The sequence below is a fragment of the Selenomonas sp. genome, assembly GCF_052169755.1.
Taxonomy (GTDB): Bacteria; Bacillota; Negativicutes; order Selenomonadales; family Selenomonadaceae; genus Selenomonas.
Map to the genome: position 1 here is coordinate 1 of NZ_JBQNBV010000032.1, position 17,216 is coordinate 17,216.

15 protein-coding genes, 1 tRNA gene and 1 pseudogene are annotated in these 17,216 nt (G+C 56.3%); 14 read left to right on the plus strand and 3 right to left on the minus strand.

Translation table 11 applies throughout. The features are described from left to right. From ACTTKG_RS03875 to ACTTKG_RS03935, 13 genes and pseudogenes are all read left to right on the plus strand, one after another. Nucleotides 1–465: pseudogene (locus tag ACTTKG_RS03875) on the plus strand (hypothetical protein); the annotation flags it as partial. Nucleotides 466–642: 177 nt separating this feature from the next. Further along, a complete protein-coding gene (locus ACTTKG_RS03880) occupies nucleotides 643–1,995 on the plus strand; it encodes a phosphomannomutase (protein WP_442672941.1) in 1,353 nt (450 codons plus the stop codon). A 2-nt stretch (nucleotides 1,996–1,997) separates the two neighbouring features. Continuing rightward, nucleotides 1,998–2,903, plus strand: a complete 906-nt coding sequence (gene galU / locus ACTTKG_RS03885) for a UTP--glucose-1-phosphate uridylyltransferase GalU (protein WP_442672942.1) — start codon at nucleotides 1,998–2,000, stop codon at nucleotides 2,901–2,903. A 112-nt stretch (nucleotides 2,904–3,015) separates the two neighbouring features. Next, nucleotides 3,016–4,473 (plus strand): glucose-6-phosphate isomerase, encoded by a 1,458-nt coding sequence (locus ACTTKG_RS03890; RefSeq protein ID WP_442672943.1) that lies wholly within the window; start codon nucleotides 3,016–3,018, stop codon nucleotides 4,471–4,473. Between the two features lie 362 nt (nucleotides 4,474–4,835). Beyond that, the gene (locus tag ACTTKG_RS03895) at nucleotides 4,836–5,546 is read left to right on the plus strand and encodes a hypothetical protein (RefSeq protein WP_442672944.1); all 711 of its coding nucleotides are present in this window, start codon (nucleotides 4,836–4,838) and stop codon (nucleotides 5,544–5,546) included. A 79-nt stretch (nucleotides 5,547–5,625) separates the two neighbouring features. After that, nucleotides 5,626–6,966, plus strand: coding sequence for a secretin and TonB N-terminal domain-containing protein (locus tag ACTTKG_RS03900; protein WP_442672945.1), 1,341 nt, complete (start codon nucleotides 5,626–5,628; stop codon nucleotides 6,964–6,966). Further along, the gene (locus ACTTKG_RS03905) at nucleotides 6,963–7,634 is read left to right on the plus strand and encodes a response regulator (RefSeq protein ID WP_442672946.1); all 672 of its coding nucleotides are present in this window, start codon (nucleotides 6,963–6,965) and stop codon (nucleotides 7,632–7,634) included. Before ACTTKG_RS03900 ends, ACTTKG_RS03905 begins: the two co-directional genes overlap by 4 nt. 256 nt (nucleotides 7,635–7,890) lie before the next feature. Further along, nucleotides 7,891–8,646 (plus strand): Fe-S cluster assembly ATPase SufC, encoded by a 756-nt coding sequence (gene sufC / locus ACTTKG_RS03910; protein ID WP_442672947.1) that lies wholly within the window; start codon nucleotides 7,891–7,893, stop codon nucleotides 8,644–8,646. Nucleotides 8,647–8,656: 10 nt separating this feature from the next. After that, on the plus strand, nucleotides 8,657–10,063 hold the full coding sequence (gene sufB / locus ACTTKG_RS03915) for a Fe-S cluster assembly protein SufB (protein WP_442672948.1): 1,407 nt from the start codon (nucleotides 8,657–8,659) through the stop codon (nucleotides 10,061–10,063). A gap of 17 nt (nucleotides 10,064–10,080) precedes the next feature. After that, on the plus strand, nucleotides 10,081–10,917 hold the full coding sequence (locus tag ACTTKG_RS03920; RefSeq protein ID WP_442672949.1) for a SufB/SufD family protein: 837 nt from the start codon (nucleotides 10,081–10,083) through the stop codon (nucleotides 10,915–10,917). After that, nucleotides 10,907–12,136 carry a cysteine desulfurase gene (locus tag ACTTKG_RS03925; RefSeq protein WP_442672950.1) on the plus strand — a complete coding sequence of 410 codons (1,230 nt, stop codon included), beginning with the start codon at nucleotides 10,907–10,909 and terminating at the stop codon, nucleotides 12,134–12,136. The genes ACTTKG_RS03920 and ACTTKG_RS03925 overlap by 11 nt, the downstream gene beginning before the upstream one ends. Beyond that, the gene (sufU, locus tag ACTTKG_RS03930) at nucleotides 12,133–12,561 is read left to right on the plus strand and encodes a Fe-S cluster assembly sulfur transfer protein SufU (RefSeq protein WP_442672951.1); all 429 of its coding nucleotides are present in this window, start codon (nucleotides 12,133–12,135) and stop codon (nucleotides 12,559–12,561) included. Before ACTTKG_RS03925 ends, sufU begins: the two co-directional genes overlap by 4 nt. A gap of 147 nt (nucleotides 12,562–12,708) precedes the next feature. Further along, complete coding sequence (locus ACTTKG_RS03935) at nucleotides 12,709–13,587, plus strand: GGDEF domain-containing protein (RefSeq protein WP_442672952.1); 879 nt, start codon at nucleotides 12,709–12,711, stop codon at nucleotides 13,585–13,587. A 76-nt stretch (nucleotides 13,588–13,663) separates the two neighbouring features. On the opposite strand, the gene ACTTKG_RS03940 is transcribed toward ACTTKG_RS03935, so the two are convergent. From ACTTKG_RS03940 to ACTTKG_RS03950, 3 genes are all read right to left on the minus strand, one after another. Beyond that, nucleotides 13,664–13,740: transfer RNA gene (locus tag ACTTKG_RS03940), tRNA-Arg, on the minus strand. Nucleotides 13,741–13,848: 108 nt separating this feature from the next. Continuing rightward, nucleotides 13,849–14,502 (minus strand): potassium channel family protein, encoded by a 654-nt coding sequence (locus tag ACTTKG_RS03945; protein WP_442672953.1) that lies wholly within the window; start codon nucleotides 14,500–14,502, stop codon nucleotides 13,849–13,851. 10 nt (nucleotides 14,503–14,512) lie between these two features. Further along, nucleotides 14,513–15,835 carry a TrkH family potassium uptake protein gene (locus ACTTKG_RS03950; protein ID WP_442672954.1) on the minus strand — a complete coding sequence of 441 codons (1,323 nt, stop codon included), beginning with the start codon at nucleotides 15,833–15,835 and terminating at the stop codon, nucleotides 14,513–14,515. A 262-nt stretch (nucleotides 15,836–16,097) separates the two neighbouring features. Between ACTTKG_RS03950 and msrB the strand changes: the two genes are divergently transcribed. Beyond that, entirely contained in the window at nucleotides 16,098–17,216 is a 1,119-nt protein-coding gene (gene msrB, locus ACTTKG_RS03955; protein ID WP_442672955.1) for a peptide-methionine (R)-S-oxide reductase MsrB, read from the plus strand.

Sequence of the window (17,216 nt, forward strand, 5' to 3'; positions counted from 1 at the left end):
GAGAGGTATCGCTCGCTGGCAAGACAGTGCGGTCTCGATGGCGAGGTCGTCGCTACGAGCAGGGGAACGGGCGACGGTTCGGGCGTCTGCCTCATTCGGGCGGCGGACAGGAGCGACCGCTATCTGATCTACAATGCAGCGGATGGCATGAAGGCTGTGGTTCCCGCGGATATTCCCGTGAATCAGATCAAAAACAATCGCGACGGACAATATTCGTTGACTTTCTGGCTCGATATCTACGATGCGCCGCGCAGCGATGACGGCGCCGCCGGCGTCTGGAAGGGGACGATGCATCGTATGCCGCTCTTGGTGAAATATGAGGTGAAAAACGGCGAGGTGATCCCCGGCATGATTACGACGGCGAACGGGACGGAGAGCAATGCGAACTGCACAGAGGTATTGTATGAAACGCGCAACGTCACGACGATCAATCTTCTTTTGACGGAGATGCGTTCGTTGCGATAAAATGCCAGCAAAAGCGTCTGCACGGTGCAGGCGCTTTTTGCGTGCAGCTGCAAAATTTCTTAAATTTTTCTTTATATCAAAGCAGGGAAATGGCGGGCTTTTCCCGAAAGAATATAATATTCAGTAATCCATAAAGTTGCGTATCTGTATATGATTCAGCAAGAAGAGGTGGCAGTTATGAAAATCAGCAACAAGGGGTTCGGAGCGTATGACATCCGCGGAATTTATCCGGACGAGGTCAATGAGGAGCTTGCTTACCGCATCGGGCGTGTTTTCGTCGATCTCTTCCATGCGAAGAAGGTGGCGATCGGACACGATATCCGGCTTTCGGGACCGTCGATCCGCGATGCGCTCGCGAAGGGGCTGACGGAGGCGGGCGCCGACGTCATGGATATCGGGCAGTGCGGCACGGAGATGATCTATTTCACGACGGCGCACTACGGATTGGACGGCGGCATCATGATTACGGCGAGCCACAATCCGAAAGAGTACAACGGCATGAAGTTCGTGCGCAAGGAGTCGCGCCCGATTTCGAGCGATACGGGGCTCAAGGATATCGAAAAGGCTGTGATGGAGGGTGATTTCAAGCCGCTCGATCGTCCGCTGGGCAAGATCGAAGAGGTCAATGTACTCGATGACTATGTCAAGCATATTTTGACGTATGTGGATGTCAAGGCGTTAAAGCCTTTCAAGATCGTCGTCAATGCGGGCAACGGCGCGGCGGGAGCCGCTGTCAATGCACTCGAAAAGCATCTGCCGTTTGAGATGGTCAAGGTGTTCAACGAGCCGGACGGCAGCTTCCCGAACGGCGTGCCGAATCCGATTCTGCCGGAGAACCGTGAGGCGACGGCGAAGGTCGTGCGTGAGTCGGGCGCTGCTGTCGGCATCGCTTGGGACGGCGACTTCGACCGCTGCTTCCTTTTCGATGAAAAGGGCGGCTTCATCGAGGGGTATTACATGGTCGGTTTCCTCGCGCAGGCATTTCTCAAGAAGAATAAGGGCGCGAAGGTCATTTACGATCCGCGTCTTATTTGGAACACGATCGAGATTTGTGAGGAGCTTGGCGGCGAGGCTGTGATGTGCAAGAGCGGTCATGCGTTCATCAAGGATAAAATGCGCGAAGTCAACGCGGTCTATGGCGGTGAGATGAGTGCGCATCACTATTTCCGCGATTTCTCGTACTGCGACAGCGGCATGATTCCGTGGCTCTTGGTGCTGGAGCTGATGAGCGCGGCGGATAAGCCCCTCTCGGAGCTGATGGCAGAGCGTATGGCACGGTATCCGATCTCGGGCGAGGTCAACAGCAAGGTCGCCGACGCACATGCCGTGATGCAAAAAGTCGAAGAGATCTACGGCAAAGACGGCAAGGTCACGAAGGTCGATGGGCTTTCGGTCGAGTTTGACGACTGGCGCTTCAATCTGCGCATGTCGAACACGGAGCCGGTGATTCGTCTGAATGTGGAGACGCGCCGCGATGAGAAGTTGATGAAGGAAAAGACGGCAGAACTCCTCTCCGTCATTCGGGGGTGAACGTGACGAGGCAGAAGATCCGAAAGGCGATCATCCCCGCAGCGGGACTCGGTACGCGGTTTCTTCCGGCGACGAAGGCGCAGCCGAAGGAGATGCTGCCGATCGTTGATACGCCGGCGATTCAGTTCATCGTCGAAGAGGCGATTGCTTCGGGCATCGAGGAGCTTTTGATCATCACGGGGCGCAACAAACGCTCGATTGAGGATCATTTCGACCGCTCGCTGGAGCTTGAGATGCAGCTCAAAGAGCACGGCAAATACGATATGCTCAAGATGATCGAGGAGATTTCGGACATTCGGATTCATTTCATCCGACAGAAAGAGGCGCGCGGGCTTGGTCATGCCGTGCTTTGTGCGCGTCAGTTCGTCGGCGAGGAGCCGTTTGCCGTGCTGTTGGGCGACGATCTCGTCGATGCGAAGGCGCCGTGCCTTGCGCAGCTCATCGACGTTTATAAGGACTACGGCGGCAGCGTACTCGGCGTGCAGCAGGTGCCGAAGAGCCAAGTCTCGCGCTACGGCATCGTCGATCCGCGAGAGGTGAAGCCGAATGTCTGGCAGGCGGTCGGTCTTGTGGAGAAGCCTGCTGTAGAGAGTGCGCCGTCGCGTCTCGCGGTGCTCGGACGCTATGTGCTGACGCCGGCGGTCTTTGACCTTCTCGAACATACGATGCCGGGCGCAGGCGCAGAGATTCAGCTGACGGATGCGATCGGTGAGCTTGCGCGCCGCGAGAAGGTTTACGCCTATCGCTTTGAAGGCCGCCGCTATGACATCGGTGACAAGGAAGGTTTTTTAGAGGCGACGGTGGAGCAGGCGTTGAAGCGTCCGGAGATACGCGACGAGTTCATGGCATATCTCGTGCATACGATTGGCCCGCTGCTCCGACAGAAGATGGAGGCAGATGCGGAATAATTGCCTAAATCGGGATTGTCCTTTTTATAGCATTGTGCTATACTATAAGCATTAAGTTCTGATGTGAACTTGTTTTCGGCGGCAGAGCTGCCGTCAGGGGAGTTGATGATGGATGGGCTTGAGGTTGAAGTCAGGATTTCTTTTTGACTACGATAATCTCTACGGCGAAGGAAAAGTGACGGAAGCTGACATCAAGGCGCTGGCGGACAGCTTGAAAAAGGCGCACGAGGCGATGTCGGTCATGCGCTCGACGGGCGTTGTCCGCGGGCATCTGTCGAAGGACGGTACGCCGGAGAAGGTGCTGTTTTCTGAGCTGCCGTACATTGCGGACGGGCATTTGAATTCGCCTGCTTCGATCGCGCGGCTCAAGGAGCTGACAGCGCATGTTCAAAATCATACGGACGCTGTCGTTTCGCTTGGTATCGGCGGTTCCTTCCTTGGCAACAAAGTGCTTTTTGACGTCGAATGCGGCGCTTACTGGAATGAGTGCACCGATGAGGAGCGCAAGGGCTTTCCAAAGGTCTATTTCAGCGGCAACAACATCGATCCGCGTGCGACGGGCGATCTCATTCGCTCGCTCAGGAATCAGGCGAAGATCGCCAGAAGCCACAGGAAGCGTGCGCTTCGCGTGATGCTCCTCGTGATCTCGAAGTCGGGCGGTACGCTTGACACGATGTCGAACTTCATGGTAGTTTTTAAGGCGTTGAAGGACGATGAGAACATCGAAGTCGAGGTCGTCGCCGTGACCGATCCGAACGAAGAACAGCCGACGCTTCTCAAAAAGCTCGCGCAAGATCATGGCTGGCAGACATTTGCCGTGCCCGACGGCGTGGGCGGACGCTTCTCGATCTTCTCCGAGGTCGGGCTGTCGCTCGCAGCCTGCGTCGGCTTCGACATCGAAGCATTCCTCGCGGGTGCGCGTGCGATGGACGAGGCGTGCCGGACGGACGACGTATGGCAGAATCCTGCGATGCTCAATGCCGCTTTGAAGTTCATCGCCGCCGAGAAGTACGGGCGCGATATCGAGGTCATGATGCCGTACGGCGACTATATGAAGTCGGTGTCCGAATGGTACATTCAGCTTTTGGCAGAGTCCTTGGGCAAAGAGGTCAACCGCGAGGGCGTCGAAGTCTGCTACGGCAGGACGCCCGTCGTAGCCGTGGGCACGACGGACATGCACGCGCAGACGCAGCAGCATCAAGAGGGCAAACGCAATAAGATCGTGCAATTCATTCGCTTGGAGAAGTGGGCGGACGATCTCGTGATCCCGAACGAGTTCCCCGAGGTCAAAAAGCTCGCCGACATCTCGGGACTGACGATGGGCGAGGCGCTGGAAGTTGCACGTCAATCGAACGCCGATGCGCTCGCATCGAATGATCGCTTCAATGCGCTGTTCTCGTTGCCGGAACTTAACGCCTACCATTTGGGTGAGCTGCTCTACCTCTTGGCTTTGAGCGTCGCTTACGAGGGCGAGCTTGCCGATGTTGATGCGTTCAATCAGCCGGGCGTCGAGTCGTACAAACGGATCATGGGACCGAAGCTCGAAGCGCTCAAGGCGTCGAAGCAGTAGGAATATCGCAAAAGGGAAGAGAAGCAACAATAAGCAACAATAAGCAAGTGAGTAAGGCAAGGCGGAAAGCTGCCGAAGATCTTCTTTCGTGGAGCATTCCGCAAACGGGAAGCGCAGATCGTGAGGGTATCCGTGCTTTTCATCGAAGACGCTGAAGGATCAGCGCTTCTGCAAGGAATTGTCGATTGGGCGAAGGTATGCCGAATGGGCTGCTGAACGGATCGGTACTTCCGGAATACTCGCAAGAGGCGAGATCAACAGCTCTGCGGATTTCTAGCACGTAGCAAGGAAGAAGCGGGGCTGTTTTTTATCTTGGGAATCATGGATGTTATCCATGATTCCCATAAAAGGAGGGATGGAGAATGTTGGAAATGGATAAGCGTGAAATGTATGAAGAAAGCGTCGACACCCTGCACGCGCCTAAGAAACAGACGGGCTTTTTTGCCGCGCTGCAAAAAAAGTTTTCAGGGGCAGGGGAAGAGGCGAAGCTGCATGGCCGTCATCCGTTTCTTCTCATCGCTCTGCTCATCGCTTCGCTTGCTTGGTTTTTGAGCGACAGCACGGAGCCGGAGACGGCGGCTCTCGTGACGCCGCCTTCGGCTCAGACGCCGGAAGCGGTGCGCTATGAGGAGACGATGGGCATGAAAGATGCTCAGGCGGATGCTAAAGTGGCGGATCCGTTCTGTCTGCTGCACTCGGAGGAGCAGGCGGCTTTAGCAGCGATTGCCGCTGTGGGCGGCGGCGACAGTGCGGGAGATGATATGGTGGCCGGCGTGACGGGAAGGAAAGCGGATGTCGGCGCCGTCTCGATGGAAAGCGCCCGTGCGCATGATACGCGCGAGCGCGCTCGGGAGACGGCGCAGGACAAGACGGCTGAACATGCGGTCGTCCCGAAGGTGCGCGGTACGGTCGCGAGCGGTGGAGGAACGGTGGTGCTTCTTTCGATTGGCGAACGCGACTTTTTCCTCTCTGAGGGCGAGGAAAAAAATGGCGTATGGCTTCAGTCGCTTTCGGAAAAGAACGCTGTCGTCGTCGTGGATGGAAAGTCGTATACACTGTCTTTGCCGACTTGATGCAGGCGGTGGAAAGGTTTGGGATGCTTTGCGAGGACGGGCATGAGGGGCGCGGCTTGACCCAAGGAGGGAACTCTGCATGAGGAAATGGCTGAAGGTCTGCGCTTTTATCCCGGTATTCCTGTTCGCGTCGCCTGCGCCGACGATGGCGGCGCCCTTGACGCTGGAAGTGGTCGAAGGAGATGTGGCGGCTCTCTTGACGTCCATCGCGCATATTTCAGGGCTTGATCTCATCGTTGATGAGTCTGTGGAAGGACGCGTCAGCCTGAGTCTCAAGGACGTTGAACCGGAAGAAGCCTTGGCGCTCATTGTTAGGGCAAAGGGCTTAGTTATGCAGCATGAGGGAAATGTTCTTCTCGTGCGCTCAGCGAAGGATGCGGCGCCATTTTACCGTATGTACGTTCTGCCCGTTCACTATGCCGACCTTGATACCGCCTTTGCCGTCATAAATTTATCTTTGGGAGAAGCAGGAATTTCTCCAATCGGCGAGAATAAGAAAAATGGAGCGGAAGATACAAATGAACAGGGGCTTTATCGAATAGGAGAGCGACTGTTGATGGATCGTGCGACGAACGCCCTACTGCTTTATGGAACGGAAGAGGAAGCGGCGCGTGCAAGATCGGTGCTCGCTCCTCTCGATGTGCCGACGCAGCAGGTTTCTTTGGAAGCGCGTGTCATTGCTTTGGAGAAGAATGCCGCCAGGGAACTCGGCGTGGACTGGGACTGGTCGTCTCTGCCGGTGGATCCGCATGAGGCGGGAAAGAGCGGCGCACAGAAGCGCCGCGGCATTGACGGCGAGGTGCCGGGCGTCATTCGCTTCGGCAAGACCCCTGAAGGAAAACCTTACGAATTCTACTATCGAGCGAAGATCGCGGCGCTCATCACGGATGGCAAAGCAAATGTTCTGGCGAGACCGAACATCACGACGCTGCAGGGGCGTGAGGCGGTGATCAACATCGGCGGCTCCGTGCCTGTGCCCGAAACGCGCACGACGAATTCGACGGTGACGACCTCGATCGCCTATAAGAACGCAGGTATTATCCTGCGATATACGCCGCGCATTCATGACAATGGTGAAATCACGGCGGCGGTTCATACAGAAGTCAGTTCGCCCGTTTATGTTGACGACCTCAAAGCGTATAAGTTCCAAGAGCGTTCGGCGGATACGACCGTGCGGCTCAAAGACGGAGAAACTATGGTCATCGGCGGACTCATCGGCAGCGAGGAATCGCGAAGCGCTGCAAAGGTGCCGTTCTTGGGGGATATTCCCATACTCGGGGCTTTTTTCAAAAGCGTGCGGCGTACGAAAACAGATTCAGAAATTATGATATTTTTAACCGCGCATATCTTGCGTGATACTTCTTCTCCTGTCGAGGGAACGACAGAATCAGAGCGGAAAGGAAAGGATGTTTGGCAATGACAATCAAGATCTTGATCGCAGACGATCATGCGCTGCTTCGCCAGGGGGTCAAGCGCGTACTGAATTTTGAGGACGACTTGGAGGTTGTCGGAGAGGCGGAAGACGGGCAGGAAACGCTCGCCAGAACGCTCGTCCTGCAGCCCGACGTGCTGCTCCTCGATCTCAATATGCCGGGACTCTCAGGGCTTGAGGTAGCTTGCCAGCTCCAGGCGGCGAAGTCCAAGACCAAGATCGTTGTACTGACCATCCATGACAGCGACAACTATGTGCTTGAGCTTTTGAAGAACGGCGTCCTTGGATATCTCTTGAAGGATGTCGAGCCTTCGATGCTCATCAAAGCGATTCATGTCGTCAATGAAGGCAATGCTTTCGTCTATCCGTCGCTTGCCGAGCGCCTCTTCGGCGGCGTTTCCGAGGACGAGAACATCAACGAGAAAGCGCGTACGATGTGGCGCGAGAGCCGCTCCGAACGACTGACCTCGCGCGAGATGGACGTGCTGTCGTGTATCGCCAAGGGATTCAGCAATCAAGACATCGCGCAGGCGCTCTTCGTCAGCGAAAAGACAGTCAAGAACCATCTGACAAACATCTTCCGTAAGCTCAATGTCAACGATCGCACGCAGGCGTTGATCTATGTCTTGAAGCACAAGATCATGACGCTTGAATGAGCGACAGGCTTTTTTTACCGATGCATACAGTCTGTATGCATCGGTCTTTTTATGATAATTATTATCTATAAGGACTTTTGTTTGATGGGATTGACATTTATGACAAAACCACCTACAATGAAAGGAAATAAATCCCGAGTAAAATACCATGAAACCCCAAGAAGTCAAGCCGAAGGCGCAGACTGATGGAAGTATAAAGCGTTGCACGACGGCAAAATTGCCGAAAAATTCCGTGCTGTGAGAAAGGAGCATCATCATGTCGGATGTATTGCTGAATATTAAGGGACTCTCTGCGGGTGTGGAGGGCAAAGAAATATTGAAGGGTCTTGATCTCACGATCAACAAGGGCGAGGTGCATGTGATCTTAGGGCCGAACGGCTCGGGCAAGTCGACGCTCATGAACGTCATCATGGGGCATCCGAAGTACGAGGTGACGGCGGGAGAGCTATCCTTCGAGGGCAGGAGCCTCTTGGAGAAGAAAACGTTTGAGCGCGCACGCGAAGGGCTGTTCCTCTCGTTCCAAACGCCTGAGGAGATCCCGGGCATCACCGTTGAAAATATGCTTCGTACGGCGAAGCAGGCGGTGACGGGGGAGAAGGTCAAGATCATGGCTTTCAAGAAGGAACTCAAAAAGACGATGGAAGAACTGAAGATCGATCCTTCGTACGCCGAGCGCTATATGAACGTGGGCTTTTCGGGCGGCGAGAAGAAGCGCAACGAGATCCTGCAGCTTTTGATGCTCGCACCGAAGCTCGCGCTGCTCGATGAGACGGATTCGGGTCTCGACGTTGACGCTGTGCAGATCGTCTCCTCGGGCATCGAGAAGTACCATACGGCGGACAACAGCTGCCTCATCATCACGCACAATTCGAAGATCTTGGAAAAGCTCAAAGTTGACCGCGTGCACGTCATCATCGGCGGCACGATCGTCGAAGAGGGCGGCGCTGAACTCATCGACGAGGTGAACCGCCGCGGCTTCACGCATATCCTCGACGATGCTGCGGCAAAGTGAGGTGGGCGAGATGGCAAAGAAGAAAACCTTTGTAGAGGACATCGAGCGTACGCTCTACGATATCAAGAATTACGACGTTCCCGTTTACAAGGCGCAGCAAGGCTTGACGGAGGACATCATCCGCGATATTGCGAAGCAGAAGCATGATCCCGATTGGATGCTCGCGTTTCGTCTGAAGTCGCTGGAGACGTACAACAAGATGGCGCTTCCCTCATGGGGACCGGATCTCTCGGAGCTTAACATGGCGGAGATCGTTACATATGTGCGCCCCGATGCGAAGATGACGGGCAACTGGCAGGAAGTGCCCGAGGACATCAAGGATACGTTCGACCGTCTCGGCATCCCCGAAGCGGAGAAGACGTCGCTTGCAGGCGTCGGCGCCCAGTATGATTCGGAAGTCGTCTATCACAGCATACAGGACAGCCTCGTCAAGCAGGGCGTCGTCTACACCGATATGGAAACGGCGCTCGTCGAATATGAGGATCTGGTCAAACAATACTTCATGAAGCTCGTGCCGCCGAAGGATCACAAGTTCGCGGCGCTGCACGGCGCCGTCTGGTCGGGCGGCTCCTTCGTCTATGTGCCTGAAGGCGTCAATGTAGAGATTCCGCTGCAGTCGTACTTTCGTCTCAACGCGCCGGGCGCAGGGCAGTTCGAACACACGCTGATCATTGTGGAGAAGGGCGCGAACCTGCACTTCATTGAAGGCTGCTCGGCGCCGAAGTACAACGTGACGAATCTTCATGCAGGCTGCGTCGAACTCTTTGTCAAGGAAGGGGCGCGGCTTCGCTATTCGACGATCGAGAACTGGTCGCGCAATATGATGAACCTCAATACGAAGCGTGCCCTTGTCGAAAAAGACGGCTTGATCGAGTGGGTCTCCGGCTCTTTCGGCTCGCACGTTTCCATGCTCTACCCGTGCAGCATCCTGCGCGGCGAACGCGCCCGCTGTGAGTTTACAGGCGTGACGTTCGCTTCGAAGGGACAGACGCTCGACACGGGCGCGACCGTCATTCACACGGCGCCGCATACGTCGGCGACGATCAACACGCGCTCGATCTCGAAGGCGGGCGGCAAGGCGATTTACCGAAGCGCGGTCAAGGTCACGAAGAGCGCCCCCTTTACGAAATGCTCGGTCAACTGCGAATCTCTGATGCTTGACAGCATATCTCGCGCCGATACGCTGCCCGTCATGGACATCGAGGGCGATGAGGCGGATATCGGGCACGAGGCGAAGATCGGCCGCATCAGTGATGAGGCGGTCTACTATCTGACGAGCCGGGGGATCGACGAGGAGGAGGCGCGCGCGATGATCGTGCGCGGTTTCGTCGAGCCGATTGCGAAGGAACTGCCTTTGGAATACGCCGTTGAGATGAACAATCTCGTCAATATCGAGCTTGAAGGCACGATGGGCTAGGGAAAGGAGAGAAAAATATGCAGAATCAAGAACTTTTCAGCTCCATTCCCATGCGCACATGGCGCTGGCTCGGCGTCAACGGCGCGGCTTTGCCTGCAGGACTCGATGCTGCCGAAGTGCAGAATATCCATGTGAAGGCGGGCGAGAAGAAGGAAGCTGTCCATATCTATCGGGAGGGGGGTCATGCCGAGATCGAGGCGCACGTCGAGGCGGGCGGCTCGCTTTCCCTCGTCAAGGTGCAGCTCGTGCCCGAAGGGGAAAACCATGCCGACGACGTCAAGGTGCGCGTCGAAGAAGGCGGCGCTTTTTCCTATACGGTCATCGAGATCGGCGCGAACGAACTCGTGTCGAAGCTTTCCGTCGAGCTTGCGGGAAAGGACGCCGCAGCGGACATCGCGGCGTTCTACTTCGCCGACAAGAAGCGCAAGTTTGACTTCAACTATCTTGTGCGCCAGAGGGGTGTGCATACGGACGCGAATATGCAGGTCAAGGGGGCGCTGATGGACGAGGCGCAGAAGGTGTTTCGCGGCACGCTCGACTTTATTGCAGGCTCAGCCGGCTCCGTCGGGCGTGAGAACGAGGACGTCATCATTCTCTCGCCCGGCGTTCGCAACCGCTCCGTACCGCTGATGCTCTCGGGTGAGGGCGACGTTGACGGACATCATGCCGTAAGCATCGGCAAGATGGATGAGGCGAAGCTCTTCTACCTCATGAGCCGCGGACTCGATCTTGCCGAGGCGCGGCGGCTCGTCGTCGAAGCCGATCTCTTCCCCGTGCTTTCGCGCATTTCGGACGAAGCGCTCAAGGAGGAAATCGCCGCTTCGATCGAAGGGAGGATCGAAGATGCGGACTGAGGAAGATATTCGCAAGGATTTTCCCTTGCTCACGAATAAGATGAACAATCAGCCGCTCGTCTACCTCGACAACGGCGCGACGACGCAGAAGCCGAATGAGGTCATTCAGGCGATTTGCGGCTACTACGGCGGCTGCAACGCGAACCCGCATCGAGGCGCGTACGCGCTCTCCGTCAAGGCGACGGACATCTACGAGTATACGCGCGCCGCGACACGCGCGTTCATCCACGCGCGTCTGCCGCAGGAGATCATCTTCACGAAAAATGCGACGGAGGCGCTGAACCTCGTCGCTTACAGCTACGGTCTTGCGAACGTCGAGGCGGGCGACGAGATCGTCATCTCCATCGCCGAGCATCACTCAAACCTCGTGCCGTGGCAGATGGTCGCCCAAGCGAAGGGCGCGGTCCTGAAGTACATGTACCTTGAAAAGGACGGCAGGCTCTCCGTCGAGGAAGCGAAGAAGAAGATCACGAAAAAGACGAAGATCGTCGCCGTCACGGAAGTCTCGAACGTCCTTGGTCTCATCAATCCGGTCAAGGCGATTGCCGCCGTCGCGCACGAAAACGGCGCGGTCATCCTCGTCGACGGCTCGCAGAGCGCGGCGCACATGGCGGTCGATGTGCAGGATATGGACTGCGACTTCTTCGCCTTTTCGGGGCACAAGCTGCTCTCGCCTATGGGTATCGGCGTGCTCTATGGCAAGGAGGCTTTGCTCGACGCCATGCCGCCGTTTTTGCGCGGCGGCGACATGATCGAGTACGTTACGGAGCAGGAGACGACGTTCGCCGAGCTGCCGCAGAAGTTCGAGGCGGGCACGCAGAACGTCGGCGGCGCGGCAGGGCTTCGCGCCGCCATCGAATACCTCGAAAAGACGGGCTTTGACACCGTGCGCCGCATCGAGCAGGAGCTTGTGCACTACGCGCTGCCGAAGCTGCGTGCGCTCCCTGAGGTCGAGCTTTACGGCTGCGACGCCGATCCAAGTCTCAAGACGGGCATCATCACGTTCAACGTCAAGGACGTCCATCCGCACGACGTTGCGACGATCCTCGACTCCTTCGGCGTCGCCGTGCGTGCAGGTCACCACTGCGCCCAGCCGCTGATGAAATACCTCGGGCAGAACGCCACATGCCGCGCGAGCTTCTACCTTTACAACACGAAAGCGGACGTTGATCGCTGGCTCGAAGCCTTGAAAGAGGTCAGGAAGGTGATGCATCTATGAGTCTTTCCGATATTTATACCGAGCTGATCGCCGAGCACAGCCGTTCTGCGGAACATAAGCACGAGCTTGCGGGCGCGACGATCAAGGAGCGCGGGCACAACCCCTCGTGCGGCGATGAGATCACCTTGGAACTCATCGTCAAGGACGGCAAGATCGAGGATGCCGCCTTCACGGGCATCGGCTGCGCCATCTCGCAGGCGTCGACCTCAATGATGATCGACCTTGTCAAGGGCAAGAGCGTCGAAGAAGCGCGTCGTCTTGCTGATCTCTTTGTCTCGATGATCAAGGGCAAAAAGCTCTCGGAAGAAGAACTTGAGGAGCTTGACGAAGCTGCCGCGCTCGAAAACATCTCGACGATGCCCGCACGCGTCAAATGCGCCGTGCTGTCGTGGCACACACTTGATACAGCGCTCAAAAAAGAATAGCGGAAAAGGCTGGCTCTGCATCCGATGGAATGCAGGGCCAGCCTTTTTTCGTGCGAAGCAATACGGAATCATTTAATAAAAAACGAGAAAACGACGAAATAAGGATTGAAACGGATACGGGTGTTTCCTTAAGAGGGGGGATAGGCAATGGGACTGCATACGTCGGGTATGCCCGAATCGCACGTTCAAGATCAATGCGTCAGGCTGCTGCTGCAAAAGCTTGGCGCTATCCTGTTCAGCTATGACCTCAGAACGGATACGATGACCTTTCGGTTGGCGCGCGGCGATCAGGAGCCGCGCTGCATTGAGGAGTTTCGCCGCACGATGAACAGCGAGCGGCGAGGGATGGTTCACCCTGACTTCTTGGAGCAGATGATTGCATTCTTCTCCGGACAAAATACAGAGGAAGACAGTTTCCTGCTCGATATGGGAAAGCCGCCGACAGGCAAGTATTCATGGTACAAATTTGTCGTCGAACGTGAAAGGGATGAGAGCGATCATCTCATCTTTGTGCATGGCATCATGTGGCGTACCGACCGTTTGAACGATGCGGCGAAAGCGGGCGGACGCTTTCGCTCCGAGCTTGATTCTGTCACAGGCGTTGCCAATGAGAACGGGCTTTTGAAGGAAGCCGACCGCTGCCTTGCGGGTGAGGGCAGGGATGATGTCAATGCGCTCGTACTCATTCGCTTGGAGCGTTATGAAGAGTTGGAGAAGCGCATGGGAAAGCACGGCGCCGAAACGCTTCTCGTCAGGCTTTGCAATGCCATCGGCAGTAAGTTTCGTTCGGGCGATGTGCTCGCGCATTTAGGCGGCGGCATCTTTGCGGTATTCGTGCGCGACGTGACGAGCAAGCCTTTGTTGGAACTGAACGTCAAAGGCATCGGGGAGATCTTTCGCCCGAGCAACGTGGAGTACGGAAAATACGGCATAAAATGCAGCGCCGCGCTTGCCTATTCGCCGGAGGACGGCAGGCGCTGCCGCGAACTTCTTGCCGCCGTGAGGGAAAAGCCGTCGCTCCTCTGAACGCGCTCAATACAGGCGGACATACAGCAAAAAAGCCTGCCCTCGCATTTGAGCGAGAGGCAGGCTTTCACTTTCATGGTGCGATCGGCGCGATTCGAACGCGCGACCCCCTGCTTAGGAGGCAGATGCTCTATCCAGCTGAGCTACGACCGCAGACAACGTGTTTATTCTAGCAGAAGAAGCGCGAATATGCAAGCTTTAAAAGCGCTGGCTGCCGCGCTTTCTTGATGCTCGGCGAGATTTTCTCCATGCCCTGCTGCATCAATTACTTTTCTGAAGGGCACGGGTGACGTCTTCCTTCCTGCCTGCGACGAGGACGGCAGCATTGGCGGTGAGGATGGTTTGGGCAGAGATATTGAGGTCGATGCGGCCGTCTGCCTTTATGCCGAGAATGTTCAAGCGATGGCGGCGGCGGACGTCGAGCTCGCCGATGCTTTTTCCTTCCCATGCTTGGGGTACGGAAACTTCGTAAATAGCGTATTCGTCGCTGAGCGGAAAGTAGTCGAGGATGTGATTGGAGCCGCAGCGGATGGCTGTCCAAAGGGCGAGCTGGCGCTCGGGGTAGACTGCTTCATCCGCGCCGTTTCGCAGCAGGAATTTCTCGTGAATGTCACGCGAGGCGCGCGCTATGACATAGCGTGCGCCGAATTCCTTAAGGAGCGAGGTCGTTTCGAGAGAGCTTTGAAAGTCGTCGCCGATGGCGACGATGCAGACGTCGAAGTTGGGAATGCCCAGCGATTGCAGAAAGTCGGCGTTGGTGCTGTCAGCGATGAGCGCGTTCGTCACGAGCGGCAGTATGCGATTCACGCGGTCTTCGTCGTGGTCGACGGCGAGGACGTCATGCTGCATGTCGTGCAGTTTTCTGGCAATGTAGCGGCCAAAGCGGCCTAGACCGATGAGCAGGATGGATTTCATGCTATTCCTCCTATCCGATGGTGATTCGTTCTTCCGGGCGGCGTCCCGATTCGCGGCGGCTGCGTGCGTGCGCCGCGAAGATGACCGTGAGACCGCCGATGCGTCCGAAGAACATCAAAAGCATCATGACGCATTTGGAAAGCGGACCGAGCCCCTCGGTGACGCCGATGGAAAGACCGACGGTTCCGAGTGCGGAAGCCGTCTCAAAAGCGCTGTCGATCAGGCGAATGCCATCGATGAGGTTGAGCAGGACGCTGCCGGAGGCGAAAAGCAGCAGATACATCATGAGGATGGTGACGGCGTGACGCTGCGTTTCGCCGGAAAGACGGCGCGAGAAGCAGGTCGGATCATCCTTGAGCCGAAAGGTGGCGATCATGATGGCAAACAGGGTGAAAGCCGTCGTCGTCTTGATGCCGCCTGCCGTAGAGCCGGGAGAGCCGCCGATGAGCATCAGGACGATGAGGGCGGCGCGTCCCGTCTCGCTGAAGTCTTTGATGTCGATCGTATTGTAGCCTGCAGTGCGGGTCGTGACGGATTGAAAGAGGGAGATCAGGAAGTGCTCGCCCGTAAAAGCGCCGGGAGCAAGTTCGAAGAAAAAGAAGAAAAATGCGGGAACGAGGATCAGTGCTGCCGTCATCGTGAGGGCGATCTTGCTTTGCAGGCTGTAAGCGCGAAAATTTCTGCGGTTCAGACGTATGTCCGCCCATGTGGTGAAGCCGAGTCCGCCGGCGATGATGAGGAGCATGACCGTGATGTTTACGACAGGGTCGGCAGCGAAGTCCATCAAGGAATTGCCGAAGAGATCGAAGCCCGCATTGCAGAAAGATGAGACAGAGTGAAAGACGGCGAAGTAAATGCCGCGCAAAAAGCCGACTTTTTGACAAAAAGAAGGAGCGAGGAAGAGCGCCCCGAGAAATTCGATAAAGAACGTCAAGCGCAAAATGAAGTAGAGGAGCGGCACGATGCCGCCGAGCTGCGGAGCGGAGACAGCTTCTTTGGAAAGGCTGCGCTGCATGAGCCCGATGCGCTGACCGGAAAGCGCGGCGAGAGAAACAGCGATCGTAATGACGCCGAAGCCGCCGACTTGAATCATGGCAAGGATGACGAGCTGACCGAAAAGCGTCCAGTAAGAAGCGGTGTCCACGGTGGTGAGTCCTGTCACGCAGCTGGCGGAAACGGCGGTGAAGAGTGCATCGGAAAGGGAGGCGCCTTCGCCGTTTGCCGTCGCCCACGGCAGCATCAGAAGTCCTGTACCGCAGAGAATCAGGACGAGAAAACTCAAGATGATGATGCGAAAAGGCGACAGCCTTCGCAAGCGACCAATGATATTCATAAGACAGCCTCGCTCTACAAGAAGGAAGCGCGGATAAATTCAGCCGCCCACATTCACACATTTGCTTATTCGCGATTCCTAAACAGCATGTCCCTATTGTACGCTTCTTTCCTGGTTCATGCAAGGAAAGATGACGAAGAGAAGAAGCTGGCGTGAAATTATTTTTAGATAGTTTTTATTCGTTTGTCATTTTATTTTTTGTTTCTTGTGGTATAGTGAAAAGTAAGAGAACGAAACTCAATGACTTAATAGGAGGTTACTTATGAAGATTCCATCCTTACGCATCGTCTGTGCCTTGGGACTGGCGTTTTGCTTGAGCGGCTGCGGGGCAACGCCCGCCTCGATGGCTGAGATACCCAAGGAGATCGTGCAGAAGAACGAACCGCAGAGGGGCGAAGCGGAAATTTATCTTGCGGGCGGTTGCTTCTGGGGCACGGAGCATTATTTGAGCCTTGCACATGGCGTCATATCGGCGGAGAGCGGCTACGCGAACGGGCGCACGGCTCATCCGTCGTACCGCGAAGTCTGCTCGGGCAGCGGACATGCGGAAGCCGTGCATGTCGTTTACGATCCGAAGGTGCTGCCGCTGGAAAAGCTCCTCGAACTCTATTATGCGTCCATCGACCCGACGTCGAAGAATCGGCAGGGAAACGATGTCGGCGAGCAGTATCGTTCGGGCATTTACTATGTGGAAAAGGGCGACAGGGCGCACGGGGAGGTCGCCGTGATCGGCGATTCGCTGCATCGCCTGCAGGAGAAGCTGGGAAAGCCTGTCGCCATCGAGATGGCGCCGATCATGAACTTCTACCGTGCGGAGGAGGAGCATCAGAAGTATTTGGAGAAGCATCCGAACGGCTACTGCCATATCCCGCTGTCTTTGATGGCGTCTCTGCGCGAAAAGAGCGATGCGGCGAAGCAGACGGCGGCAGAACCGACGGCTTACGAGAAGCCGTCGGATGCTGAACTCAAGGCGCGCTTGACGGATCTGCAGTACAAGGTGACGCAGGAAAAGGCGACGGAAGCGCCGTTTCAGAATGAATACGATCATGAGTTTCGCGCAGGAATCTATTGCGATGTGACGACAGGGGAGCCGCTCTTTGTCTCAACGCACAAGTATGATTCCGGCTGTGGCTGGCCGGCGTTCTCGCGTCCCATCGACGCAGCGCTCATCGCCGAGCATGAAGATACATCGCACGGCATGATGCGCACGGAGGTCACAGCGGCAAATAGCGGCGCTCACCTTGGACATGTCTTCGAGGACGGACCCAAGGAGTTGGGCGGCGTCCGCTACTGCATCAACAGCGCATCCCTGCGTTTTGTGCCGAAAGAGCAGATGGAGGCGCAGGGATATGGAGCGTATCTGCCGCTCTTGGACGAGTAG